Annotated in this window: 23 protein-coding genes and 1 tRNA gene; 13 read left to right on the forward strand and 11 right to left on the reverse strand. The window is 72.1% G+C overall.

Annotated elements, in window-relative coordinates:
• The first annotated feature begins 33 nt into the window (after window positions 1-33).
• From ACIQPQ_RS14070 to xerC, 6 genes are all read left to right on the forward strand, one after another.
• A complete protein-coding gene (locus ACIQPQ_RS14070; RefSeq protein WP_401303405.1) occupies window positions 34-345 on the forward strand; it encodes a hypothetical protein in 312 nt (103 codons plus the stop codon).
• An 87-nt stretch (window positions 346-432) separates the two neighbouring features.
• Entirely contained in the window at window positions 433-1,338 is a 906-nt protein-coding gene (locus ACIQPQ_RS14075; RefSeq protein WP_401303606.1) for a bifunctional DNA primase/polymerase, read from the forward strand.
• Window positions 1,335-1,694, forward strand: a complete 360-nt coding sequence (locus tag ACIQPQ_RS14080) for a hypothetical protein (RefSeq protein ID WP_401303406.1) — start codon at window positions 1,335-1,337, stop codon at window positions 1,692-1,694. Before ACIQPQ_RS14075 ends, ACIQPQ_RS14080 begins: the two co-directional genes overlap by 4 nt.
• On the forward strand, window positions 1,691-2,926 hold the full coding sequence (locus ACIQPQ_RS14085; protein ID WP_401303408.1) for a DUF3631 domain-containing protein: 1,236 nt from the start codon (window positions 1,691-1,693) through the stop codon (window positions 2,924-2,926). Before ACIQPQ_RS14080 ends, ACIQPQ_RS14085 begins: the two co-directional genes overlap by 4 nt.
• Window positions 2,927-3,089: 163 nt before the next feature.
• Window positions 3,090-3,287, forward strand: coding sequence for a helix-turn-helix domain-containing protein (locus ACIQPQ_RS14090; RefSeq protein WP_401303410.1), 198 nt, complete (start codon window positions 3,090-3,092; stop codon window positions 3,285-3,287).
• Window positions 3,287-4,423 carry a tyrosine recombinase XerC gene (gene xerC / locus ACIQPQ_RS14095; RefSeq protein WP_401303411.1) on the forward strand — a complete coding sequence of 379 codons (1,137 nt, stop codon included), beginning with the start codon at window positions 3,287-3,289 and terminating at the stop codon, window positions 4,421-4,423. The genes ACIQPQ_RS14090 and xerC overlap by 1 nt, the downstream gene beginning before the upstream one ends.
• Before the next feature lie 79 nt (window positions 4,424-4,502).
• On the opposite strand, the gene ACIQPQ_RS14100 is transcribed toward xerC, so the two are convergent.
• Window positions 4,503-4,575 (reverse strand) — tRNA-Thr (locus ACIQPQ_RS14100).
• 245 nt (window positions 4,576-4,820) lie between these two features.
• Between ACIQPQ_RS14100 and ACIQPQ_RS14105 the strand changes: the two genes are divergently transcribed.
• From ACIQPQ_RS14105 to ACIQPQ_RS14115, 3 genes are all read left to right on the forward strand, one after another.
• Window positions 4,821-5,909 carry an ABC transporter ATP-binding protein gene (locus ACIQPQ_RS14105; protein WP_383769056.1) on the forward strand — a complete coding sequence of 363 codons (1,089 nt, stop codon included), beginning with the start codon at window positions 4,821-4,823 and terminating at the stop codon, window positions 5,907-5,909.
• A 276-nt stretch (window positions 5,910-6,185) separates the two neighbouring features.
• Entirely contained in the window at window positions 6,186-6,653 is a 468-nt protein-coding gene (locus ACIQPQ_RS14110; RefSeq protein ID WP_383769053.1) for a hypothetical protein, read from the forward strand.
• Window positions 6,654-6,757: 104 nt separating this feature from the next.
• The gene (locus ACIQPQ_RS14115) at window positions 6,758-7,489 is read left to right on the forward strand and encodes an NDP-sugar synthase (RefSeq protein ID WP_401303413.1); all 732 of its coding nucleotides are present in this window, start codon (window positions 6,758-6,760) and stop codon (window positions 7,487-7,489) included.
• Window positions 7,490-7,598: 109 nt separating this feature from the next.
• Here ACIQPQ_RS14115 and ACIQPQ_RS14120 read toward each other — a convergent pair whose 3' ends face one another.
• The 6 genes from ACIQPQ_RS14120 to ACIQPQ_RS14145 form a co-directional block, all read right to left on the reverse strand.
• Window positions 7,599-9,278 carry a DoxX family membrane protein gene (locus ACIQPQ_RS14120; protein WP_401303415.1) on the reverse strand — a complete coding sequence of 560 codons (1,680 nt, stop codon included), beginning with the start codon at window positions 9,276-9,278 and terminating at the stop codon, window positions 7,599-7,601.
• A 136-nt stretch (window positions 9,279-9,414) separates the two neighbouring features.
• On the reverse strand, window positions 9,415-10,356 hold the full coding sequence (gene rlmB / locus ACIQPQ_RS14125) for a 23S rRNA (guanosine(2251)-2'-O)-methyltransferase RlmB (protein WP_383769047.1): 942 nt from the start codon (window positions 10,354-10,356) through the stop codon (window positions 9,415-9,417).
• A 131-nt stretch (window positions 10,357-10,487) separates the two neighbouring features.
• Window positions 10,488-11,888, reverse strand: coding sequence for a cysteine--tRNA ligase (gene cysS / locus ACIQPQ_RS14130; RefSeq protein WP_383769044.1), 1,401 nt, complete (start codon window positions 11,886-11,888; stop codon window positions 10,488-10,490).
• A gap of 155 nt (window positions 11,889-12,043) precedes the next feature.
• Window positions 12,044-12,574, reverse strand: coding sequence for a 2-C-methyl-D-erythritol 2,4-cyclodiphosphate synthase (ispF, locus tag ACIQPQ_RS14135; RefSeq protein WP_401303417.1), 531 nt, complete (start codon window positions 12,572-12,574; stop codon window positions 12,044-12,046).
• Entirely contained in the window at window positions 12,564-13,325 is a 762-nt protein-coding gene (ispD, locus tag ACIQPQ_RS14140) for a 2-C-methyl-D-erythritol 4-phosphate cytidylyltransferase (RefSeq protein WP_401303419.1), read from the reverse strand. Before ispD ends, ispF begins: the two co-directional genes overlap by 11 nt.
• A gap of 446 nt (window positions 13,326-13,771) precedes the next feature.
• Window positions 13,772-14,254, reverse strand: coding sequence for a CarD family transcriptional regulator (locus ACIQPQ_RS14145; RefSeq protein ID WP_003953493.1), 483 nt, complete (start codon window positions 14,252-14,254; stop codon window positions 13,772-13,774).
• A gap of 698 nt (window positions 14,255-14,952) precedes the next feature.
• Between ACIQPQ_RS14145 and ACIQPQ_RS14150 the strand changes: the two genes are divergently transcribed.
• Complete coding sequence (locus ACIQPQ_RS14150) at window positions 14,953-15,669, forward strand: DUF461 domain-containing protein (protein WP_401303420.1); 717 nt, start codon at window positions 14,953-14,955, stop codon at window positions 15,667-15,669.
• Window positions 15,670-15,821: 152 nt separating this feature from the next.
• On the opposite strand, the gene ACIQPQ_RS14155 is transcribed toward ACIQPQ_RS14150, so the two are convergent.
• Window positions 15,822-16,502 carry a response regulator transcription factor gene (locus ACIQPQ_RS14155; RefSeq protein ID WP_010358452.1) on the reverse strand — a complete coding sequence of 227 codons (681 nt, stop codon included), beginning with the start codon at window positions 16,500-16,502 and terminating at the stop codon, window positions 15,822-15,824.
• A complete protein-coding gene (locus ACIQPQ_RS14160; RefSeq protein ID WP_383769035.1) occupies window positions 16,499-17,782 on the reverse strand; it encodes a sensor histidine kinase in 1,284 nt (427 codons plus the stop codon). The genes ACIQPQ_RS14155 and ACIQPQ_RS14160 overlap by 4 nt, the downstream gene beginning before the upstream one ends.
• Before the next feature lie 251 nt (window positions 17,783-18,033).
• Between ACIQPQ_RS14160 and phoU the strand changes: the two genes are divergently transcribed.
• Complete coding sequence (gene phoU, locus ACIQPQ_RS14165; protein ID WP_383769032.1) at window positions 18,034-18,735, forward strand: phosphate signaling complex protein PhoU; 702 nt, start codon at window positions 18,034-18,036, stop codon at window positions 18,733-18,735.
• Window positions 18,736-18,898: 163 nt separating this feature from the next.
• Complete coding sequence (locus ACIQPQ_RS14170) at window positions 18,899-19,051, forward strand: hypothetical protein (protein ID WP_401303423.1); 153 nt, start codon at window positions 18,899-18,901, stop codon at window positions 19,049-19,051.
• Window positions 19,052-19,305: 254 nt separating this feature from the next.
• On the opposite strand, the gene ACIQPQ_RS14175 is transcribed toward ACIQPQ_RS14170, so the two are convergent.
• A complete protein-coding gene (locus ACIQPQ_RS14175) occupies window positions 19,306-20,895 on the reverse strand; it encodes a family 16 glycosylhydrolase (RefSeq protein WP_401303424.1) in 1,590 nt (529 codons plus the stop codon).
• Window positions 20,896-21,113: 218 nt separating this feature from the next.
• Window positions 21,114-21,755, reverse strand: a complete 642-nt coding sequence (locus ACIQPQ_RS14180; protein ID WP_401303426.1) for a type III effector protein — start codon at window positions 21,753-21,755, stop codon at window positions 21,114-21,116.
• 184 nt (window positions 21,756-21,939) lie between these two features.
• Between ACIQPQ_RS14180 and ACIQPQ_RS14185 the strand changes: the two genes are divergently transcribed.
• Window positions 21,940-22,371 carry an Hsp20/alpha crystallin family protein gene (locus ACIQPQ_RS14185; protein ID WP_401303428.1) on the forward strand — a complete coding sequence of 144 codons (432 nt, stop codon included), beginning with the start codon at window positions 21,940-21,942 and terminating at the stop codon, window positions 22,369-22,371.
• The last annotated feature ends 46 nt before the right edge of the window (window positions 22,372-22,417 follow it).

Below are 22,417 nucleotides of genomic sequence, written 5' to 3' on the forward strand. Positions count from 1 at the left end.
GCGCGGGCCCGCAGCTCACCCGAGGGAGTCCGCATGGACCACCACCACACCCCGCCCGGCGGCATCGCCCCGCACCTCCCCGCCGACACCTACCGCCACGCGCAGGCCACCGGACAGCCCGTCGTGATCGTCGTCAACCACACCCCGACCGGCACCCCGTGGCGGCGCCTGCTCATCCCCTTCGCCATCGCCGCCGCCACCGTCGCCGGCGGCTGGGGACTCGTCGCCGCCCTCTGCCTGCTCCTCGACGCCGCGGCCCACACCGCCACCGTCATCGTCGGCGCCGCCGGACCCATCGGCCTCGGCGGCATCACCCTGCGCCTCACCCGCAACAAGGGCGCCTAGCTACGCCAAGGGCGGCCCCCTCGTCTCGCCAAAGCCGCGGGGCCGCCCTTGTCAGCCAGCACCATCAAGGAACTGGAGGCATCCAGCATGACCTATGACGACCGTTCCGCGCTGCTCCGTGCAGCGCGGAACGCAGCCGAACGCGGCTGGCACGTCTTCCCCTTACGCCCTGGCACGAAGCGCCCCGCTCTGCACGGAGAGAGCGCCTGCCCGGCCACCGGCCCGTGCGCGGGCGGGCACCGCAAGTGGGAGCAGCGCGCCACGACCGACCCCGACCGCATCCGGGCAACCTGGTCGCACGGGGCGTTCAACGTCGGCATCGCCACCGGCCCGTCCGGGCTGCTGGTGGTCGACCTCGACGTGCCCAAGGACAAGAGCAGTACGGACGCGCCTTCCGGCGCGGCCACCTTCGCGGCGCTCTGCGAGCGCACCGGGCACGCCGTCCCCACCACCTACCGCACCCGGACCGCGAGCGGCGGAAGCCACCTGTACTTCACCGCCCCGACCGGCACCCGGCTGGGCAACACCGCGGGCACCCTGGCCCCGCTGGTCGACACCCGCGCCTGGGGCGGCTACGTCGTCGCCGCCGGCAGCACCACCCCTACCGGCCCCTACACGGTCCTCAGTGACGCCCCCGCGGCCCCGCTGCCGTCCTGGCTGCTCGCCTTGCTGCAACCGGCCCCGACCGCCCGCGCGGTGGCGCCGCTCAGGCTTCCCGCGGTCGACGGCAGTCGCGCCGCCCTCGCCGCGCTGGAGTCCGAGTGCGCGGTCGTGGCGACCGCGCCGGACCACCAGCGCAACATCACGCTGAACCGCTCCGCGTTCAAGGTGGGCCGGTTCGTCGCGTGGGGCGACCTCCCCCGGCACGTAGTGGAGGATGCCTTCCAAGGGGCGGGAGAGGCCGCGGGACTCACCGCCGCCGAGTGCCGCTCCACGATCCGCAGCGCCCTGGACAGCTCCCTGCGCAAGATCCGCGCGCGGGAGGCGGCATGAGCACCCAACCCGGCCTCCCCTTGGAAGGCATCCCCGCCGCCACGACCGGCCCGCGCGCCGCCGCCCTGCCCGCCCGCCCGACGGCCGTGGGCGAGCCGAAGGGCGCCGCCCGCAAGGGCGTCCGCACTGCTGTCCGCCCGAACCCGCAGCCGACCGGCGACGGCCGGCAGATCGTGGGGTGGCTGCACATCGTGGCGCCGGGCCGCGCCACTCCCAGCACCACCTCCCGGTGCGCCTGCGGGCGGGACCGCAGCGCCGTGGGACACGCCCGCGTCCTCGCCCTGATCGCCTCCCACACCGCCCACCGCGACCTCTGCCCGCTGCGCAACCCCCAGGAAGGGAGGGCCGCCGCATGACGCGCATGCCCCTCGACGGCGCCGCCCTGCTCAACGACGTGGAAGCCTTCCACCGCCGCTTCAACGTCTTCCCCACCGAGGCCGCCTACGTCGCCGTCACCCTCTGGGACGCCCACGCCCACCTGGTCGACTGCTTCGAGACCACACCCCGGATCGCCTTCCTGTCCCCGGAGCCGGGATCGGGGAAGTCGCGGGCGCTGGAGATCGTGGAGACCCTGACCCCCCGCCCGGTCAGCACCGTGTCCGCGTCCGCGAACGCCCTGTACCGGCTGGTCGACTCCGCGGCCGGACTGCCCACCGTCCTCTTCGACGAGGTCGACACCATCTTCGGCCCCAAGGCGGGCGCCGACGAGGCACTGCGCGGCTTCCTCAACGCCGGATACCGGCGGATCGGGGGCGCCCTGCGCTGCGTGGGCGAGGGCTCCAACCAGAACGCGCAGGTCTTCGGGTCCTACTGCGCCGTGGCCATGGCCGGACTCGGCTCGCTCCCCGACACCGTCCTGACCCGCGCCGTCATCATCAGGATGCGCAAGCGGGCCCCCAACGAGAAGGTCGAACCGTACCGGCAGCGCATCCACGAGAAGCAGGGCCACGCCCTCCGTGACCGGCTCGCCGCGTGGGCGGACACCGTCCGCGAACAGGTGGCCGACGCATGGCCCGAGCTGCCCGACGGGGTCACCGACCGCCCGGCGGACGTGTGGGAACCGCTGCTCGCCGTCGCGGACGCCGCCGGCGGAGACTGGCCCGACCGGGCCCGCGCCGCCTGCCTCGAACTGATCCGCTCCGCGCACGACAACGACGAAGCCTCCTTCGGCGTCCGCCTGCTGACCGACCTGCGCGACAAGGTCTTCGGGGACGCCGACCGCGTGCCCACCGCGGTCATCCTCGAAGTCCTGCTCGCCATCGAGGACGCCCCGTGGGGCGACGTGGACGACAAGCCGCTCAACTCCCGCTCCCTCGCGCGGATGCTCGGCCAGTACGTCACCCCGGCGAACAAGCCGATCAAACCGCGGGGCATCCGCACCCCCTCCGGGTTCCCCAAGGGCTACTACGCCGACGACCTCTCCGACGCGTGGACGCGCTACTGCCCCCTGCCCCCCGAGGAATCCGCCACGTCCGCCACGTCCGCCACACCGCAGGTCAACGGGGGTGCATCCGTGGCGGACAGCGCCACGCCCATCCGCCACACGCACCCCGAAACCGCCACACCGGCCCTCCTGCCGGCCACCTGACCAAGCACCGCTCCCGGTGCCGCCACGCCCTGCGCGTGGCGGCGCCCATCCGCCACACCACTGCGATCCGCCACACATACAAGTCTCTGACCTGCGATGTGGCGGCGTGGCGGACGTGGCGGACCCCTCAGAGGAAGAGCCACAGCCCATCTGGGAGGCCGCAGTGAGTTCCGCCCTGCCCACGACACACACCGCGCTCACGGTTCCTGAGGTCATGGAGGCGCTGAGCCTCAGTCGTTTCAAGGTCTACGACCTGATCCGCTCCAAGCAGCTCCGAAGCATCAAGATCGGCCGATGCCGTCGCGTCCCCGCCGACTCTCTTCGGGCGTTCATCGAGGACCAGTTGGAGGAAGCCGCCTGATGGCACGCAAGCGAAACCCGAACGGTGCTGGCAGCATCTGGCAGCGTAGGGACGGACGCTACGAGGCGCGCGTCTACGTTCCCCAGCCCGACGGCACCCGCAAGCGCAAGACGGTCTACGGCGCCACCTGGGACGAGTGCGACGAGAAGCGTCAGGAACTCGTACGGCGCGACCGCCAAGGCATCCCGACGCCGTCTCGCTCCGCGAAGCTCTCGGAGTGGCTGCCGTACTGGCTTGAGGAGTACGTACGGCCCCACCGGAAGCGCACGACGTATATGAAGTACGAGATGCACGTGCGGCTCTACCTCGTGCCGATCCTCGGCGGTCGACGGCTGGAGTCGCTCACCACGGCGAACGTCCGGCAGCTGATCTCCAAGGTCACCGCGCAGTCCTCGGCCGCGACCGCGAAGGAAGCGCACCGCGTGCTGCGTACGTCGATCACGGCCGCCTGCCGTGACGAGCTGATCAGCCGCAACGTCGTCCAGCTCGTCCCCGCTCCCCGCGTCGAGCCGCGGGAGCTGCGCCCCTGGTCGCTGGACGAGACCCTCACGTTCCTGGAGACCGCGCGGACCGACCCGCTCTACACCGCGTTCGTGCTCGCCGTCGCCCTCGGCCTACGGCGCGGAGAGATCCTCGGGTTGCAGTGGCGGGACGTGGACCTCGACCGCCGAACCCTCACGGTTCGGACCACACTCAACAGGGGTGGGAAGGAGCTGTACCTCGACACGACGAAGAACCGGCGGTCACGGGTGATTCCGATTCCGTTGATGTGTGTGGCACCGCTCCGGTGGCAACGCATCCGGCAGGCGGACCGGCGGGTGGCAGCGGGCGTGGACTGGCACGAGAGCGACCACGTGTTCACGACCCGCAGCGGGCGGCCGATCGAACCGCGGAACCTCTACCGGTCCTTTCTGCGGATCTCGGAGGCCGCCAAGCTGCCGCCGATCCGGCTGCACGACACCCGGCACGGATGCGCGTCCTTGCTCTTCGCCGCCGGAGTCGCACCCCGCACCGTGATGGAGATCCTCGGTCACTCGCAGATCGCCGTGACCATGAACGTGTACACGCACGTGAGCGACGAGCACCGGCGGGAGGCCATGGGGCACATGGATCGTCTGCTCAAGCGGCGCCGCTGAGCGGGACTGCCGTCAAGTTCTGCCGTCAACGCCCCCGCGGTCGGAAGGCCGTGGGGGCGTTGTCCCAGCTAGGGCGAAGAGCCCCCTGTCGGACTCGAACCGACGACCTTCGCTTTACAAGAGCGGTGCTCTACCAGCTGAGCTAAGGAGGCGTGCGCGGACGTTCTCGTCGGTGCGCCCGTGCAGTGTACCCAGGCCACCGGAGGGCCCTGTCGAAAATTTCCGCGAAGTTCACCTGTGCCGGGGTACTGACAGATCGGGCGAACGCCAGGTACCGTCCAGTCTCGGTTCACTCATGTGGACTACACCTTCCCGTGCTCCACGCGCGGGTCGGCTCACCACCTTCCTACAACGGATCGTCCGGCACGTTCCTGCCGGTAGAAGGGGGCCTCTCACCATGGCCACTGTCTCGTTCGACAAGGCGACCCGGGTCTACCCGGGTTCCACCAAGCCCGCCGTCGACGCACTCGAGATCGAGATCGCGGACGGCGAGTTCCTCGTCCTGGTCGGCCCGTCGGGTTGCGGCAAGTCCACCTCGCTCCGGATGCTCGCGGGGCTCGAGGACGTCAACGGCGGCGCCATCCGCATCGGTGACCGCGACGTCACGCACCTGCCGCCGAAGGACCGGGACATCGCCATGGTGTTCCAGAACTACGCGCTGTACCCGCACATGACCGTCGCCGACAACATGGGCTTCGCCCTGAAGATCGCCGGCGTCAACAAGGCGGAGATCCGGGCGAAGGTCGAGGAGGCCGCGAAGATCCTCGACCTCACCGAGTACCTCGACCGCAAGCCGAAGGCCCTCTCCGGCGGTCAGCGCCAGCGTGTCGCGATGGGCCGCGCCATCGTCCGCGAGCCGCAGGTCTTCCTCATGGACGAGCCGCTGTCGAACCTCGACGCCAAGCTGCGCGTGTCGACCCGTACGCAGATCGCCTCGCTCCAGCGCCGCCTCGGCATCACCACCGTCTACGTCACCCACGACCAGGTCGAGGCCATGACGATGGGCGACCGCGTCGCGGTCCTCAAGGACGGTCTGCTCCAGCAGGTCGACACCCCGCGCAACATGTACGACCGTCCCGCGAACCTCTTCGTGGCCGGCTTCATCGGCTCCCCGGCGATGAACCTCGTCGAGGTCCCGATCGCCGACGGCGGCGTGAAGTTCGGCAAGTCGGTCGTCCCGGTGGAGCGCGAGGCGCTCTCCGCCACCACCGACAAGACCGTCACGGTCGGTGTCCGCCCCGAGCACTTCGACGTGGCCGGTGCCGACGCCGAGCTGGGCCTCGCCATCACGGTCAACGTCGTCGAGGAGCTGGGCGCCGACGCCTACGTCTACGGCACCGCCAAGCTCGGCGACGACGCCAAGGACCTCGTCGTCCGCGTCAGCGGCCGCGAGGTGCCGGAGAAGGGCAGCACGCTCAACGTCGTCCCGCGCGCGGGCGAGACCCACGTGTTCTCCACCTCCACCGGCGCCCGCCTCTCCGACTGAGGCCCGCCGGGCGGCAGGAGCGCCGAGGCCGCCAGGAGCCAGGAACGGCGTCGCGGGCCCGCTCCCCCGGGTTTGGGACGCCGGGATTCACCCGGATTGACGAGAAGGGCCCCGCAGCCTGCTGCGGGGCCCTTCTCGCTGCCCGCCCGAAACCCCGGCACAGCGGACGTTTCGAGCAGTGAGCGTCAACCCCGTACCCAATCAGCGGCACCAGTTCATCCCCCGACCGGGTGACTAAATGTCGCCAAATCATTACCCCGCGCTACCCTCTCACGCGTGAAGCACTCCGTGAAGCACTCCACCACCCAACCGTCGCGACGCGGCCGGGGTCCCGCCCGGCGGATCGGCCGCTCCCTCGCCCTCGTCCTGCCCGTCGTCATGGTTCTCTCGGGGACCCTCGCGGTCACCCGGGTCAACTGGTCGGGGGACCCCTCGGACTCGGTGCTCACCGCCTCCGACGTCTCGACCGCCCACCGCACCGCGCGCGAAGCCGCCAAGGCCCCGCAGGACGTCCTGCGCGACCGGCTGCTGACCGAACTCCAGGAGAAGGACCCGGGGACGGCGCTGACGCACCTCCAGGCCGCGGTGAACGGCAAGCCGTCGCTCGCCGAGCACTGCACGTCCATCGCCCGCGCCCTCGGCCGCGCCGCCGTCCGCATCTACGGCCCCTCGCGCGCCCAGTCCTACGCCCGCCCGGTGTGCGACACCTCCTTCGCCTCCGGAGTCCTGGCCTCCCACGGTTAGGGCCCCTCCCACGGCTAGGGCCTCCCCAGGGCACAGCACAGTACGGCGGGCGGCCCCCTCGGGCGGCCCGCCGACGGGCGCGGGGCGCCGCGTACAGTTCGGGCATGACCGATCCGCACGCCGCGTCCCGCCCCACGCAAGCCGTCATCCTGGCCGGCGGCCAGGGGTCGCGGCTGCGCCCCTACACCGACGACCGGCCCAAGCCGATGGTCGAGATCCCCGGGACGGGGACGCCGATCATCGGCCACCAGCTCGTCTGGCTCGCCGAGGAGGGCGTCACCGACGTCGTGGTCTCCTGCGGCCATCTCGCCGACGTCCTCCAGACCTGGCTCGACTCCGCCGACCTGCCGGTGAACGTCACCACCGTCGTGGAGACCGAGCCCCTCGGCCGCGGCGGCGGCCTCCGTCACGCCGCCGCCCGCCTCCCGCACCCGGACCGGCCCTGGTACGCCACCAACGGCGACATCTGGACGCGTTTCTCGCTCCGCGACATGGCGGACTTCCACACCGAGCGCGACGCCGTCGCGACCCTCGCGCTGGCCCGGCCGCGCATCCCCTGGGGCGCGGTGAAGACGGACGGCTTCGGCCACATCACCGACTTCATCGAGGCCCCGCCGACGACGTACGAGATCAACGCGGGTGTCTACGTCTTCTCGCCCGCGTTCCGTGAACTGCTGCCGGAGCGGGGGGATCACGAGCGGACCACGTTCCCGCACCTCGCGCGCGGGCGGCGGCTCGCGGGGTTCCCCATCCCCCAGGGGGCGTACTGGCGGGCCATCGACACCGCGAAGGACCTCACCGAGGCGGCGAAGGAGCTGGCCGCACTGGGGCGTTGAGGCGGCCTCGGCCCGAAATGCCGGGCGCGCATCAGTGATTGACAGGCCGGTTCCCCGCACCCCTCGACAGGGGTGCGGGGAACCGTGTTTCAGGGGCTTCCGCGGAGGCCTAGCCCAACAGGCCGCCGACCAGGCCCGGTTGGTCCGGGGTGGACGAACCGCCGTCGTCCGTGCCGCCCGTGGCGCCGCCGCCGCTGCTGGTGGCGCCGCCCGAGGTCGGGCCGGAGCTGGTGCTCGGGGCCTGCTCGGCCGGGGTCGAGCGCTCCGGCGGGGCCTGGCCCGCGCCCGTGGTGCCCTGCGTCTGGCTGGGCGCGCCGGTCGTCGCCGTACCGGTGTCGCGGGTGGCGCCCGGAGCGGACTGCTGCTCCTCGCGCGCCGGGGCCTCCGAGGTGGCCCCCCTGGTCGGCGGGGTGGACGCGGACGGCGTCCGGCTGGGCCGCTTCTTGCCCTCGGACTTCTCCGGCAGCGGGACGCCGGGGAGTTCGTTGCGCGGGGCCTCGCCGGGGCCGGGCACGACCACCCGGTCGGCGTCCCGCACGGCGCCGCCGAGCAGGGAGCCCGCGAGCAGCGTGATCCCGATGACGATCGCGGTGACGAGGGCGCCGCGCCGCAGCACGTACGACCGCAGCTCCCACAGGTCGGCGCGCGGGCCGAGCCGCCGCCACGCGCCGCCCGCGAGCCGCCCGTCGACCGAGTAGACGGGGGCGCCCGCGATGATCAGCGGTGACCAGGCGGCGAGGTAGATGATGTCGGGCGTCTCGTAGACCGGGACCGACTTCCAGCTGACGGTGACGATCAGCGCGGCGGAGAGCGTCGCGCCGACGACGGCGGCCACCCGCTGCCAGCAGCCGAGCATCGTCAGGACGCCGACGATGACCTGGAGGAAGGCGATGACCAGGCCGGAGCCGACCGGGTGGTGCAGGGCGAACTGCCGCAGCGGCTCGGCCACTTCCCACGGGTGCAGGGTGTTGAGCCACTTCATCATGGACCCGCGCTCGCCGCCGTCGAAGTAGACGGGGTCGCAGAGCTTGCCCATGCCGGCGTAGACGGAGATGAAGCCGAGGAGGATGCGCAGCGGCAGCAGGACGACGCCGAGGTTCATCCGGCGGCCGGGGTAGTAGGCGTGCCGGGCGGGGTCGTCGCCGTGCCGCCTGCCGCGCCGGGCGGTCTCGGTGGCCGTCGGCTCCGGGGAGAAGTCGTCGAACCGGTCGCCGTCGTAGGCGGACCGGTCGGGTCCGGGCTCGTCGTAGGCGCTGCCGGAGCTCCGCATCGGCGGCAGCAGCCGCTGCTCGGCGCCGGGGGTGCGCTGGGCGCCGACCAGCGGGGTTTCGAGGGTCTGCGCGGTGAGGTCGCCGTCATAGCCGTCGTCGACCCCGACGCGGGGGATGACCTGGGTGGCTCCGGCGTCGGCCGACGGCGGTTCGCCGTGGCCCACGCTGCCTGCCCGGACGGCCTGCAACAGGCGGTGCGCGCCGGTGTCGTCGGGGGCGGACCGGCCGCTCCAGACGACCGGGCGGCGGCGCGCGGCCCCGGCCGGGGCGCCCGCCCGGTCCGCCGCCCCGACGGCCGCCATGCGCGCGGTGTCCTCGGTGGCGCTCAGGTGCCGGGCGATCCGGGGCGACGCGGTGCGCCGTGCCGACGCCCCGAAATGCACACGGAAACTCGCGTGACTGACGATGATCTGCGCCGGATCGCTCGGCACCTTCACCATGCTCAGCGCGGGAGCGTCGTCGAATCCCGACGAGCGGTCCCCCGTGGGTGTGCGGGGTGTTCTGGTGTCCACACTCATCTAACCGAGTGACGTGTGTTTAGGACACTGCTTTGACCCGCCGGATCTGTCCGGACCGCGTCAAGGTCCCGCACCAGCGGATGCGCGACCGCGCGGCGGGGCCGGGGGGTGGTGCGGCCCCGGCCCCGGCCGCGTCTCAGGCCCGGCGCCGAGCCGCCTCGTACAGCACGATGCCGGCCGCGACACCGGCGTTCAGGGACTCGGCGCCGCCCGGCATGGGGATGCGGACGCGGTGGTCGCAGGTCTCGCCGACCAGGCGGGACAGGCCCTTGCCCTCGCTGCCGACGACGATGACGACGGGGCCGTCCAGCGCGGGCAGTTCACCGAGGTCGGCCTCGCCGTCGGCGGCCAGCCCGATGACCGTGATGCCGGCCTTCTTGTACGCCTCCAGGGCGCGGGTGAGGTTGGTGGCGCGGGCCACCGGGGTGCGGGCGGCGGTACCGGCCGACGTCTTCCAGGCGCCGGCGGTCATCCCGGCGGCGCGGCGCTCGGGGACGACGACGCCGTGGCCGCCGAACGCGGAGACGGAGCGGACGACCGCGCCGAGGTTGCGCGGGTCGGTGACGCCGTCGAGGGCGACGATTAGCGGGTCCTCGCCGTCGTCGTAGGCGGCCGCGGCGAGGTCCTCGGGGTGGGCGTACTCGTACGGCGGGACCTGGAGGACGAGGCCCTGGTGGTTGAGGTTGTTGGTCATGCGGTCCAGCTCGGGGCGGGGGGCCTCCATGAGGTTGATCCCGCCGCGCTCGGCCGCGAGCTGAAGCGCCTCGCGGACCCGCTCGTCGTTGTCGATGAACTGCTGGACGTAGAGCGTGGACGCGGGCACGCCCTCGCGGAGCGCCTCGACGACCGGGTTGCGGCCGACGACCAGCTCGGACGTGGACCGGCCGCCGCGCCCGCGGACCACGGGGCGGCGCGCGGCCTGCTTGGTCTTCGCGTTGGCGACGCGGTTCTTCTTGTGGCCCTTGCGCATCTCGGCGGGCGGGGTCGGGCCCTTGCCCTCCAGGCCCTTGCGCCGCTGGCCGCCACTGCCGACCTGCGCGCCCTTCTTGCCGGACATGCGGCGGTTGTTTGCGGCCATGACCTACCTGTTCTGTGGTGAAGGGGCGCGTGGACGTCGGCCACGCGCCGTGGGTTCTCAATGCAGTGTGCCGCCCGGGGACCCGGGCGGCACAATCGATCAAGCCCCGGCCGGGTTCCGGCCCGGGGCGGTCAGCGCGGGCCGAGCGACCAGCGCGGCCCCTGCGGGCCGTCCTCGATGGCCAGCCCGGACTGGTTGAGCTGGTCGCGGATGGCGTCCGCCGTGGCCCAGTCCTTGCGGCCGCGCGCCGACTCCCGCTGGTCGAGGACGAGGCGGACGAGGGTGTCCACGACGCCGTGCAGGTCCTCGCCGCGGTCGCTCTCCCCGGCCCAGTGCGGGTCGAGCGGGTCCAGGCCGAGGACGCCGAGCATGGCGCGGACCTCGGCGAGGCGGGCCACAGCGGCTTCCTTGTCGTCGGCGGCGAGGGCGGAGTTGCCCTGGCGGACGGTGGTGTGGACGACGGCGAGGGCCTGCGGGACGCCCAGGTCGTCGTCCATGGCCTCGGCGAAGGCGGGCGGCACCTCGGCGGCGGGCTGCACGACGCCCCCGGCCTTCTCGACGACGCGCTGGACGAAGCCCTCGATCCGGGCGAACGCCGACTCGGCCTCGCGCAGCGACTCCTCGCTGTACTCGATCATCGAGCGGTAGTGCGGGGTGCCCAGGTAGTAGCGGAGCACGATCGGGCGCCACCGCTTGACCATCTCGGAGACGAGGACGCTGTTGCCGAGCGACTTCGACATCTTCTCGCCCGCCATGGTGACCCAGGCGTTGTGCACCCAGTACTGCGCGAACGCGTCGCCGAAGCCCTTGGCCTGGGCGATCTCGTTCTCGTGGTGCGGGAAGATCAGGTCGAGGCCGCCGCCGTGGATGTCGAAGGCGGTGCCCAGGTACTTGTGGGCCATCGCCGAGCACTCCAGGTGCCAGCCGGGCCGGCCGCGCCCCCAGGGCGTCTCCCAGCTGGGCTCGCCGGGCTTGGCGGACTTCCACATCGCGAAGTCGCGCGGGTCGCGTTTGCCGGTCTCGCCGTCGCCGGAGGGCTGGAGCAGGTTGTCCAGCTCCTGGTTGGACAGCTCCAGGTAGGCGGGGTAGGAGCGCACGTCGAAGTAGACGTTGCCGTCGGCCTCGTAGGCGTGACCGCGTTCGATGAGGCCGCGCATCATCTCGATCATCTCGGGGATGTGCCCGGTGGCGCGCGGCTCGTAGGTCGGCGGGAGGCAGCCGAGGGCCTGGTAGCCGTCGTTGAAGGCGCGCTCGTTCTCGTAGCCGATCGCCCACCAGGGGCGGCCCTGGTCGTGCGACTTCGCGATGATCTTGTCGTCGATGTCGGTGACGTTGCGGATGAAGGTGACCTCGTAGCCGCGGTGGGCGAACCAGCGCCGCATGATGTCGAAGTTCAGTCCGGACCGGATGTGCCCGATGTGCGGGGCCGCCTGCACGGTGGCACCGCACAGGTAGATCGAGACACAACCCGGCTGCAACGGGGCGAAGTCACGAATCTGCCGGGCGTTGGTGTCATACAGGCGAATGGTCACGCCTCCAGGGTAGTGGGCGGGGGCCGGTGCCCCACGCCCTTCCCCCCAAGGGCCACAGATTCGTGACACGAGCATGGTGTACGGCGGGTCGCGCGCCGGGACGGCGGCCGTCCGGGGGCCGTGGCCGCCCGGACCGCCGCACCCCCGCGGGCGGGTCAGGCGGTACGGGCGACCAGGGCCGTCGCGACCGCCATCAGGCCTTCGCCGCGGCCGGGGAAGCCGAGGCCGTCGGTGGTGGCGCCGGAGACGGAGACGGGGGCGCCCGCCGCCTCGGAGAGGATCTTCTGCGCTTCCGCGCGCCGTCTGCCGATCTTCGGGCGGGGTCCGACGACCTGCACGGCGACGTTGCCGATGACGAACCCGGCGGCGCGCACGATCCGGGCGGCCTCGGTGAGGAGGGTGACGCCGGAGGCGCCGGACCACTCGGGGCGGCCGGTGCCGAAGTGCTGTCCCAGGTCACCGAGTCCGGCGGCGGAGAACAGCGCGTTGCAGGCGGCGTGGGCGACGACGTCGGCGTCGGAGTGACCGGCGAGGCCGGTGCCCTCGCCCTCCCACTTCAGGCCCGCGCACCACAACTCGCGGCCCTCCTCGAAGGCGTGGATGTCGGTGCCGATGCCGACCTGCGGGAGCAGCGGGGCCGCCGGGCCGGGGGTGACGGGGTCGGCGGGGGTGGGGTCAGAAGCCATCGTTGAGCCTCCGGCGGGCGAGGACGGCCTCGGCGAGGACGAGGTCCAGGGGGCGGGTGACCTTGAAGGCCTCCTCGTGGCCGGGGACGACCACGACGGTGAGGCCGAGCCGTTCGACCATGCTCGCGTCGTCGGTGACGTCCTCGGTGACCGTGCGGTGGGCGCGCAGCAGGGTGGCGCGGTCGAAGCCCTGCGGGGTCTGGACGGCGCGCAGCCGGGAGCGGTCGGGGGTGGCGAGGACCGGTTCGGGGTCGCCCGTCGTGGTGGCGGGTTCGACCTCCTTGACGGTGTCGGCGAGGGGCAGCGCGGGGACGACGGCGGGGGCGCCGTCGCGGACGGCCTCGATGACGGCGTCGACGGTGTCGACGGGCACCAGCGGCCGGGCGGCGTCGTGCACGAGCACGATGTCGTGGCCGGGGGGCAGCGCGTCCAGGCCGAGCCGTACGGATTCCTGGCGTGTGTCGCCGCCGGGGACGACGAGGAAGTCGGTGCGGTCGGGCAGGGCGTGCGCGTCGAGCAGCGACTTGACCTCGGCGGTGCCGTCGGGCGGGGCGACGACGACCACGAGGGAGACGGCGCGGGAGGCGGCGAGGGCGCGCACCGCGTGGATGAGCAGGGGGGTGCCGCCGAGGGCGCGCAGCGCCTTGGGGGCGCCGGGGCCGAGGCGTACGCCGCGGCCGGCGGCCGGGATCACCGCGGCCGCGCGGACGGGGGCCGGGGCGGCGGGGACGGGACGCGGATCGTCGGACATGGGTTCCTGTGGGTTCCTGTTCGGCGAGGGGGGTGGAAGTCGGCGGACGTTGCCGCCAGGACGCCGGTTTGGCGGCCGGGTCCGGGTGGGTACGGAGTCAGCGTGCCGGGCGCGACGCCCCGACCGGACCCTTCCGTGACATGCCGGTCGAGCCAGCAGTCCGGGCCCGGCACACCAGGTGGTTCCCGTGGCTCCGGGTGGTGCGGTCCGTCGGGACGAGGCGGCGGTGCCGGGTCCGGCGGCCGTGCGGCGGGCGGCGCGGCACCGGCGGCGTCGGGAGCGGTCCGGTGGTCCCGCGGGCGGGACCGGGATGCGACGGCCAGACGTCCGGGCGACCGGGTTCGGTGTCCGGGCACGAACATGCCGCAGCGCCCGGCGACAGGAAATACGTCATCGGGCACCGCGGCATGTTCAGTGTGCTGAGCCGGGGCGGTGGAGCGGCGGCTTCAGGACGCCAGAACCTCGTCGAGAAGAGCTTCGGCCTTGTCCTCGTTGGTGTTCTCCGCGAGGGCGAGTTCGCTCACCAGGATCTGGCGGGCCTTGGCGAGCATGCGCTTCTCACCTGCGGAGAGTCCACGCTCGCGCTCACGACGCCACAGGTCACGCACGACTTCCGCGACCTTGATGACATCGCCGGAGGCGAGCTTCTCCAGATTTGCCTTGTAACGGCGCGACCAGTTCGTGGGCTCCTCGGCGTACGGCGCGCGCAGCACCTCGAAGACCCGGTCCAGCCCGTCCTGACCGACCACATCACGCACGCCGACGAACTCCGCATTGTCCGCTGGCACACGTACCGTCAGGTCGCCCTGGGCGACCTTCAGCACCAAGTAGGTCTTGTCCACGCCTTTGATCTGGCGAGTTTCGATGGCCTCGATCAGCGCGGCCCCGTGATGGGGATAGACCACGGTGTCGCCAACCTTGAACGTCATGTGACAGGTACCCCTTCCGTGGCTATCCAGGGTAACACGGAAACCGTGGGTTCTGAATGGCGTTTTCGCAGGTCAGGGCATATCTCGGGGCTTGACAACAGCGACACGGACGTGCTTCGGACGGGCCCCGGAAGCAGGTATGCGCAGGTCGGAGCGGCTGTCCACGGGGAGTGAAACGCGTACGTTACACGCATCCGGGGGCTCGCCCGAGCGGCCGAACGTACCCAAATGTCCGGTTCCACTTGTGCGACTTACGCTACTCCGTTCGATGATCCCGGCCGGATACCGACCGTTTCCGGAATTGATCACACGGGCGGCCGAACAGCCGGTGATCAATTTCCGGGAGAGCCGCGCATTACGCCGGGAAAAATCGCGCGCGCCTCTGAGCGGCGCTTATGTGAATGCGCGGCGACATCGCGGGGATCGGGGAACGACGGGGAGGGACGGGGGACGATCGGCGGAACGTTCGCGGGCGTGAGTCGGAAGATGCCTATGTGACTCATGAGTCACTTGTGGCACCGGGAGAGGCGTGCGAAGCGCTGTGCCGGAAACCGCCCGGTGGGCCCCCGGAGGGCGCTAGAGGCGGGTCGGGTGCGGTGGCGTGGGAACGGCTCGGTAACCTAAGGCCGCTGACAGACCCTTAGGGCGGCTTTATCCCAGGAGAGCTGCCCCTGCGTTCCCAAGGAGATGCCGCCGCCGTGAGCAGCAGCCTTCGACGCGGCGCCCTCGCCGCTTCCGCCCTCGCGTTCTCGATCGCCACGCTCGCCGCCTGCGGCGCGGGCAACGATTCCCAGACGCTGGAGATCAAGCCGGACAACGCCGCCACCAGCGTCGGTGACATCAAGCTGCAGAACGTCGTCATCATCACCCAGCCCGACCTGGAGTCGACCGGCCCGGCCGCGATCTCGGCGACCGTCTTCAACGCCGGCCGGACCGCGCAGACGCTGGACTCCATCGCCGTGCCCGGCACCGGCAAGACCGCCGAGATCAAGCCCGCCAAGGGCAAGGGCAAGCTGACCGTCCCGGCGGGCGGCTCGGTCGTCATCGGCGGCGCGGACAACGCGACCGCGACCCTGCCGAGCAGCCGTGAGGCCGTCCAGGACGGCAACGCGCAGCAGATCACGTTCACCTTCAGCAAGACCGGCGAGATCAGCCTGCGGGCGTTCGTCGTGCCGTCGGAGAGCTACTTCACCGAGTGGGGCCCCAGCTCGGCGCCGAGCGCCGCGGAGTCCCCCGCCGAGTCGGAGTCCCCGGCCGCCGGGGAGTCCGGTGAGCCGTCCGCGGGCGCGTCCTCCTCGGAGTCGCCGGGCGCGGCGGGTGCCGAGGGTACGGAGAACGAGGGCACCGAGGGCGCCGCGGGTGCGGACGTCTCCTCGTCGCCGAGCGGTCTGGAGACCGAGGGCACGAACGGCTGAGCGCACGGCCGGGCGAGCGGCCCGGCCCGCCGTCGCGCCGCCGCCGTACGGGCCGCGGGCGACGCAGAGCGACGGAAGGAGGGCGGCACCCCGCGTGGGTGCCGCCCTCCTGCTGTTCCCGTGTCCAGGGGCCGGTGCCTGCCGGCCCGTTTCTACGGCTCGAACTTGTAGCCGAGGCCGCGGACCGTGACCAGGTAGCGGGGGGCGCCCGGGTCCGGCTCGATCTTGGCGCGCAGCCGCTTGACGTGGACGTCGAGGGTCTTGGTGTCACCGACGTAGTCGGCGCCCCAGACCCGGTCGATGAGCTGCATGCGGGTCAGGACGCGGCCCGCGTTGCGCAGCAGCATCTCCAGCAGGTCGAACTCCTTCAGCGGGAGGTCGACCTTGGAGCCGGAGACGGTGACGACGTGGCGGTCGACGTCCATCCGGACCGGGCCCGCCTCCAGCGCGGCCGGGGTGACCTCCTCCGGCTCGCCGCGGCGGCGCAGCACCGCGCGGATACGGGCGACCAGCTCCCGCGAGGAGAACGGCTTGGTGACGTAGTCGTCGGCTCCTATTTCCAGGCCGACCACCTTGTCGATCTCGCTGTCCTTGGCGGTCACCATGATCACGGGGACGTTGGAGCGGCCGCGCAGCTGGCGGCAGACCTCGGTGCCGGGCAGGCCCGGCAGCATCAGGTCGAGGAGGACGAGGTCGGCGCCGTTGCGCTCGAACTCGTCGAGTCCGTCGGGCCCGGTGGCCGCGACCGCGACCTCGAAGCCCTCCTTGCGAAGCATGTACGACAGGGCGTCGGAGAAGGACTCCTCGTCCTCGACGACGAGCACTCGGGTCACGGATGGACCTCCGGGGCGGAAAGCGTCTGGTACGCGGTCGGGTCGGGGGGCGGGGCAAACGGGGTGCCGGTGGCGGACCCGTCCTCCACGTCGTCGTCGAGGTCGGGGTGGTGCGGGGCGCGGTCGCGGGCGGCGCCCGCCTCCGGCAGCCGCAGGGTGAAGGTGGAGCCCTGGCCTTCGGCGCTCCACACCGTGACCTCCCCGCCGTGCGAGGCGGCCACGTGCTTGACGATCGCCAGCCCGAGGCCCGTGCCGCCGGTGGCGCGGGAGCGGGCGGGATCGACACGGTAGAAGCGCTCGAAGATGCGCTCCTTGTCCTTGTCGGAGATGCCGATGCCCTGGTCGGTGACGGCGATCTCGATCAGCTCCCCGCCGGTGACGCTGATCCGGCGGGCGGCTATGCCGACGCGGGTGCGGGCGGGCGAGTAGTTGACGGCGTTCTCGACCAGGTTGCCGAGGGCCGCGGCGAGCTGGCCGCGGTTGCCCCACAGGCGCAGGTCGGCGGTGCCGCCCGCGGCCATGACGATCTGCTTGGTGCCGGCCTGGTGGCGGCAGCGGTCGATGGCCTCGGCGACCAGTTCGTCGACCCGGACCGGTTCGGCGTCCTCCAGCGGGTCGTCGTTCTGCACGCGGGAGAGGTCGATCAGTTCCTGGACCAGGTTGGTCAGGCGGGTGGCCTCGATCTGCATCCGCCCGGCGAAGCGTTCGACGGCCTCGGGGTCGTCGGAGGCGTCCATGACGGCCTCGGAGAGCAGGGAGAGCGCGCCGACGGGGGTCTTCAGCTCATGGCTGACGTTGGCGACGAAGTCGCGGCGTACGGCCTCGATGCGGCGGGCCTCGGTGAGGTCCTCGACCAGCAGCAGCACGAGGCGGGAGCCGAGCGGGGCGACGCGGGCGGAGACGGCGAGGGCCTCGCCGCGGCCGGTGCCGCGCCGGGGCAGGTCCAGTTCGACCTGGCGTATCTCGCCGTCGCGGCGGGTGTCGCGGGCCATCTGGAGCATCGGTTCCACGGCGAGCTTGCCGCCGCGCACCAGCCCGAGGGCGTACGCGGCCGAGCTGGCCTTGACGACGGCGTCGGCCTCGTCGAGGACGACGGCGGAGGAGCGGAGCACGGACAGCACGGTGTCCACGCCGGGCGGAAGGACGGGGTCGGTGTGCAAGGAGGTCCTGGTGGGTCGGTTCTGGTCGCGTTCGCTCCAGCGGAACGCCAGCATGGCGATGACGCCGGTGAGCACCCCGGCGATCGCTGCCGCTGCGGCGACCGCCGCGTTCACGTCCATGCGTCCAGGTTAGGCATGGGATCGAGCCTGGCCACAGCCATCGTGGTGCGACCTCGAACACTCGTCGCCCAGAGTTCACCTTGGAGCCAGGGATGGTTCATTTGGGGTGACGGATTCCGACGCGTACGGGGCGGACCGTGGCACCGTGGGTGCACGGCGCCGGTCGAACGGACCGCCGGTCGAACAGCCGGGCAGCCGGCGCCGGGGCCCCTGAACCGCCCCCCAGCACGACGTACGAGAGGGAAACCCTGATGCGGGACGCGTACCACGAGGAACTGGACTCGATCGGCGACGGTCTGGTGGAGATGGCCCGGCTGGTCGGGTCGGCGATCGGGCGCGCCACGACCGCCATCCTCGACTCCGACCTCAAGCTGGCCGAGAGCGTCATCGAGGCCGACAAGAAGATCGACGAGTTGCAGCACGACCTGGAGGCGCGCGCGATCGCGCTGCTGGCGCGCCAGCAGCCGGTCGCGACCGATCTGCGGATCGTCGTCACCTCGCTGCGGATGTCGGCCGACCTGGAGCGCTCCGGCGACCTCGCCCAGCACGTGGCGAAGCTCGCGCGGCTGCGCTTCCCGGAGCGGGCGGTGCCGCAGGACCTGCACGCCACGATCCTGGAGATGGGCCAGCTCGCGCAGCGCCTGATGGCGAAGGCGGCCGAGGTGATCATCACGAAGGACGTCGACCTCGCGCTCCAGCTGGAGTCGGACGACGACGCGATGGACCTGCTGCACCGCACGCTCTTCCAGCACCTGATCGACGACCGCTGGAAGCACGGCATAGAGACCGCCGTCGACGTGACCCTGCTCGGCCGCTACTACGAGCGGTTCGCCGACCACGCGGTCGCGGTCGCCAAGCGCGTCGTCTTCCTGGTCACGGGCGAGCACGCGGACGACTTCCAGCAGGACCTGCCGACCGAGATCCCGCCGGTGGCGGGGGCGGAGGGGGCGTAGCCGGACCGCGCCCGCCCGTTCCCGTGTGCGCCGGTGCGTACCGGCGCGGTCGCGGAGCGTGGTGGGGGCGTGGCGGAGCCACTGTGCGCCGTTGATGCGCCCGTCCCAGCGGGCATGGAATGGGCGACAGGCGCTCCTGCGTCCCTGCCTCCAGGAGGAATCCATGGCCGAGACCCCCAGCACCCCCGACCCCACCCAGGAACGCCCGACCGAGCAGCCCGCCGAGATCAGGAACCTGACCCTGATCGGCGCGTGCGGCTGCGGTTCGGGGTGCGGATGCGGCTGCCAGGCGGGCAGTCCCTGCCAGTGCGGCTGAGCGGACGGGGCGCGACCGCGTAGCGCGTACGCCGTCCCTGCGGGGGGTGTGCGTCGTCCCTGCGGGGGCGTGCGTCGTCCCTGCGGGAGCGTGCGGAAGAGCGAAGGGCCCGAGCGGGGTGACCGCCGGGCCCTTCGCTTGTACGGGGAGGATCGGTGCCGGGTTGGTTCGGTGTCGGGTTGGCTCGGTGCCGGCGTTTCCGGGCCGGGTCCGGGGTGTCCGGCCGGGTCCGGGGTGTCCGGCGGGGGTGGGGGTCAGCCGAGGGCGGTGATCTTCACGGCGCCCGCGGTGAAGGGCTGCTGGTAGCCCTTGAAGCCGACGCGGCCGGTGCCGAAGACGTAGTCGTTCTTCGTCACCTTCTTCACCCCGTCGACATACCCGGTGAGGGTGTTGTCCTCGACGACGAACTTGAGCTTGTACGGGGTGCCCGCGGTGATCGTGAGGGGCGCGGCGGCGAGCACGGTGGAGGTGCCCGCGACCTTCTTCACGAGGGCCACCTGCTGCTTGGCGCGGTCGAGTTGCAGGTAGTAGAAGTTCTGCGCGTCGGCGGCGCGGGCGAGGACGCCGGCGCCCTGGCCGGTCGCGGAGTCGAGGGTGATCGTGGCCTCGGCGCTGACGTTGGTCCAGTCGGGCACGTAGCCGAGGTCGTTGGTCTGCGGCGGGACGGTCACGGGCTTGCCGAGCAGGCGGATGCCGTCACCGCTCGCGGAGGTGCTGCGCAGGGCGCTGCCGCCGTTCTGCGTGACGGTCGTCCACTGGGAGCCGGGGTTCTTCCACCAGTCGCCCGCGTCCTGGGCGAAGTTCGGGGTGACGGTCGTCGTCGGGTCGGGCAGCGGGCCGTGGTTGTAGGTCGCGGGGACCTTGCCGTCGGGGGCGTAGTAGGCGACGCGGTTGACGGCGAGCTTGCCGAAGCTGTGGCCGACGGGGGTGCCGTCGGGGATGTAGGCGACGGTGGTGAGGATGGACGAGATCCAGATCGACATGGGCGAGTTGTACTCGGCGGGCTCGTTGATCGCCGTCGAGGGGAGCGGTTCCTTGATGGGGTTGGGCTGCGTCCGGACCGGCCTGCCGTCGAGGACCCAGGTGAGGGTGGTCGGGGTGTAGTGCAGGCCGAAGCGGTGCTCGGTGCCGAAGAGGGTGCCGTTCGGGTCCTGGTTCCAGCAGTGGCGGGGCTTGAAGTTGGTGTCGTCGACGTCGGCGCCGGACGCGTCGCTGCTCCAGGCGTGGATGCCGCCGTCGAGCTTGGGGTTGCTGGACCCCGGGCACTCCGGCGCGACCGACTGCACCTCGAAGATGTCCAGTTCGGTGAACGGCCGGTTGTACACCGGCTTGGCCTCGACGCCGTCCCAGATCTGGCCCCAGAACGCCGGATGCCAACCGGGCGTGAGCTGGGGGATGGTGGCGGTCAGCTCGTAGTAGCCGTAGCCGAAGCGCTTCTTGGAGGAGATGCCGCCGCCGCGGAATCCGTCCTTCTGGTCGGAACTGCTGACCCGCTTCATGTCGATGAGCAACTTGCCGCCGGAGACGGACACGTTGGCGTCGTTCGACCAGCCCGACTTGCGGACGTTCCACTTGCCGGTGTCGAGGGAGGTCCCGTTGAACTGGTCCTCGAACACCGGCTTGAGGCAGGTGAGGGGGTAGACGGGCGCGGCGGTGGGGCCGGTGGAGGTGGGCGGGGTGCAGGACTCGGCGGAAGCCGAGGCGGAGGCGGAGGCCGTGGCCTCCTGCCCGGCGGGTGCGGTGGCCCCGGCGGGGCCCGCTCCGGAGAGCAGGCTCCCGACGGATATCGCCCCGACGGCGCCCGCGAGCAGGCGTCGGCGCAGAACGGTGGCAGGTACGGACATAGATGCGGCCCTTCGCAGCAGACAGCGGCCAGCCGAGGAGCTGGATGCCGACGAGTCTTGGCTTGTTCATCCACTTGAAGCAATACGCATGCACCATGTGCTTCAAATCTTCACTAGCCAGGTTTCTCATCCGGTGCCCGCCGCCGGTCGGTTCAGTCCTGCGAAGGAGGAAAGGTCAGGCGGAGGCGGGGGGGAGCTGCGGTGGGCCGCGCGCGGGTTCAGGGCGAGGTGAGGGTGTCCAGGCGGGCGGCGAGGTCGGGGTGGGTGGCGGCCAGGTGGGGGCGGGCGGCGGCGAGGGGGGCGACGAGGTCGGCGGGGTCGTCGTGGGCGAGGGCGGCGTGGAGCGCGTCGAGCGGGCGGCGGGCGGCGGCGGGGAGGTCGGTGAGCGCGGTGATCTGCCCGGCGAGAACGCGCAGGTCGGCGGCGTGCGCGCGGGCACGGTCGGCGGTGGTGCGTTCGGCGGCGCGGGCCTGGCGGGTGGCCGTCACCCGCTCCTCGCCGGTGGTCCCGGCGGGACCGGGCCGCCCCCGGAGGTACCGGCGTTCGGCGGCCTGCCGGCTGGCGACGCCGAGGGGGTGGGCGAGGTCCGCCCAACTGGCACCCGCCTCGCGGGCGGTCTCGATGAGGCCGGTCTCCCATCCGGCGAGCTGCTCACGCACCTGACGCAGAAGCAGCAGCGAGGCGAGCGCCTGCTCGGCCCCGGTGCGGGGCGCGACGGACGCGTGCGGGGTGGGCGAAGCCGCCCGCTCGGCGTCACGCAGGGCGTCCCTGATGGCGTCGAGCGCGGCCGCGGCGGTGAGGAACGAGGCCGGACTGTGGGCGTGCGCACCGCTCACGGGCGGCGGGTCGGCTGCGCTCACGGGCACCTCCTTCAACTTGTCGTCGCCATCAGGCATCTGCCATGTGCCATCTACCGTCTGCCATCTGGCGCTTCTGTCATCTGATGGACGACAGATTGTTTGTCATCCATTGGATGACATGATACAACGGTTCCCGTGAGCGCATTGGCAGCAACTGCCTGGACCTGCTGGAGGTGTTTTCACGATGTTGATGCGCACTGACCCGTTCCGTGAGCTGGACCGCCTGGCGCAGCAGCTGATCGGCCCCGGGACCTGGTCGAAGCCGTCGGCGATGCCGATGGACGCCTACCGCGAGGGCGACGAGTACGTGGTGGCGTTCGACCTCCCCGGCGTGAGCCCCGACGCGATCGACATCGACGTCGAGCGGAACATGCTCACCGTGAAGGCCGAGCGCCGACCGGTGGCGAAGGCCGACGACGTGCAGATGGAGCTGTCCGAACGGCCGCTGGGCGTCTTCTCCCGCCAGATCGTGCTCGCCGACACGCTCGACACCGAGCGCATCGCGGCCGACTACGACGCGGGTGTCCTCACCCTGCGCATCCCGATCGCGGAGCGCGCCAAGCCCCGCAAGATCTCCATCGGCGCGGGCACGGGCCGCAAGGAGATCTCCGGCTGAGACGGCCGTACGGAGCTCTCCGACCGAGGCGGGCCGTACGGGTGCG

This window comes from Streptomyces sp. NPDC091281 (genome assembly GCF_044757425.1).
GTDB lineage: Bacteria > Actinomycetota > Actinomycetes > Streptomycetales > Streptomycetaceae > Streptomyces.

Excerpts from the sequence above, each read along its gene's own strand:
- ACIQPQ_RS14145 (WP_003953493.1), bottom strand. The coding sequence starts at position 14,254 with ATGACGTTCAAGGTTGGCGACACCGTGGTCTATCCCCATCACGGGGCC.
- ACIQPQ_RS14080 (WP_401303406.1), top strand. The coding sequence starts at position 1,335 with ATGAGCACCCAACCCGGCCTCCCCTTGGAAGGCATCCCCGCCGCCACG.
- ACIQPQ_RS14160 (WP_383769035.1), bottom strand. The coding sequence starts at position 17,782 with ATGGACGTGAACGCGGCGGTCGCCGCAGCGGCAGCGATCGCCGGGGTG.
- ACIQPQ_RS14075 (WP_401303606.1), top strand. The coding sequence starts at position 433 with ATGACCTATGACGACCGTTCCGCGCTGCTCCGTGCAGCGCGGAACGCA.
- ACIQPQ_RS14175 (WP_401303424.1), bottom strand. The coding sequence starts at position 20,895 with ATGTCCGTACCTGCCACCGTTCTGCGCCGACGCCTGCTCGCGGGCGCC.
- rlmB (WP_383769047.1), bottom strand. The coding sequence starts at position 10,356 with ATGGCCGCAAACAACCGCCGCATGTCCGGCAAGAAGGGCGCGCAGGTC.
- phoU (WP_383769032.1), top strand. The coding sequence starts at position 18,034 with ATGCGGGACGCGTACCACGAGGAACTGGACTCGATCGGCGACGGTCTG.
- ACIQPQ_RS14115 (WP_401303413.1), top strand. The coding sequence starts at position 6,758 with ATGACCGATCCGCACGCCGCGTCCCGCCCCACGCAAGCCGTCATCCTG.
- ACIQPQ_RS14105 (WP_383769056.1), top strand. The coding sequence starts at position 4,821 with ATGGCCACTGTCTCGTTCGACAAGGCGACCCGGGTCTACCCGGGTTCC.
- ACIQPQ_RS14185 (WP_401303428.1), top strand. The coding sequence starts at position 21,940 with ATGTTGATGCGCACTGACCCGTTCCGTGAGCTGGACCGCCTGGCGCAG.
- ACIQPQ_RS14085 (WP_401303408.1), top strand. The coding sequence starts at position 1,691 with ATGACGCGCATGCCCCTCGACGGCGCCGCCCTGCTCAACGACGTGGAA.
- ispD (WP_401303419.1), bottom strand. The coding sequence starts at position 13,325 with ATGTCCGACGATCCGCGTCCCGTCCCCGCCGCCCCGGCCCCCGTCCGC.
- ACIQPQ_RS14070 (WP_401303405.1), top strand. The coding sequence starts at position 34 with ATGGACCACCACCACACCCCGCCCGGCGGCATCGCCCCGCACCTCCCC.
- ispF (WP_401303417.1), bottom strand. The coding sequence starts at position 12,574 with ATGGCTTCTGACCCCACCCCCGCCGACCCCGTCACCCCCGGCCCGGCG.
- ACIQPQ_RS14170 (WP_401303423.1), top strand. The coding sequence starts at position 18,899 with ATGGCCGAGACCCCCAGCACCCCCGACCCCACCCAGGAACGCCCGACC.
- ACIQPQ_RS14120 (WP_401303415.1), bottom strand. The coding sequence starts at position 9,278 with ATGAGTGTGGACACCAGAACACCCCGCACACCCACGGGGGACCGCTCG.
- xerC (WP_401303411.1), top strand. The coding sequence starts at position 3,287 with ATGGCACGCAAGCGAAACCCGAACGGTGCTGGCAGCATCTGGCAGCGT.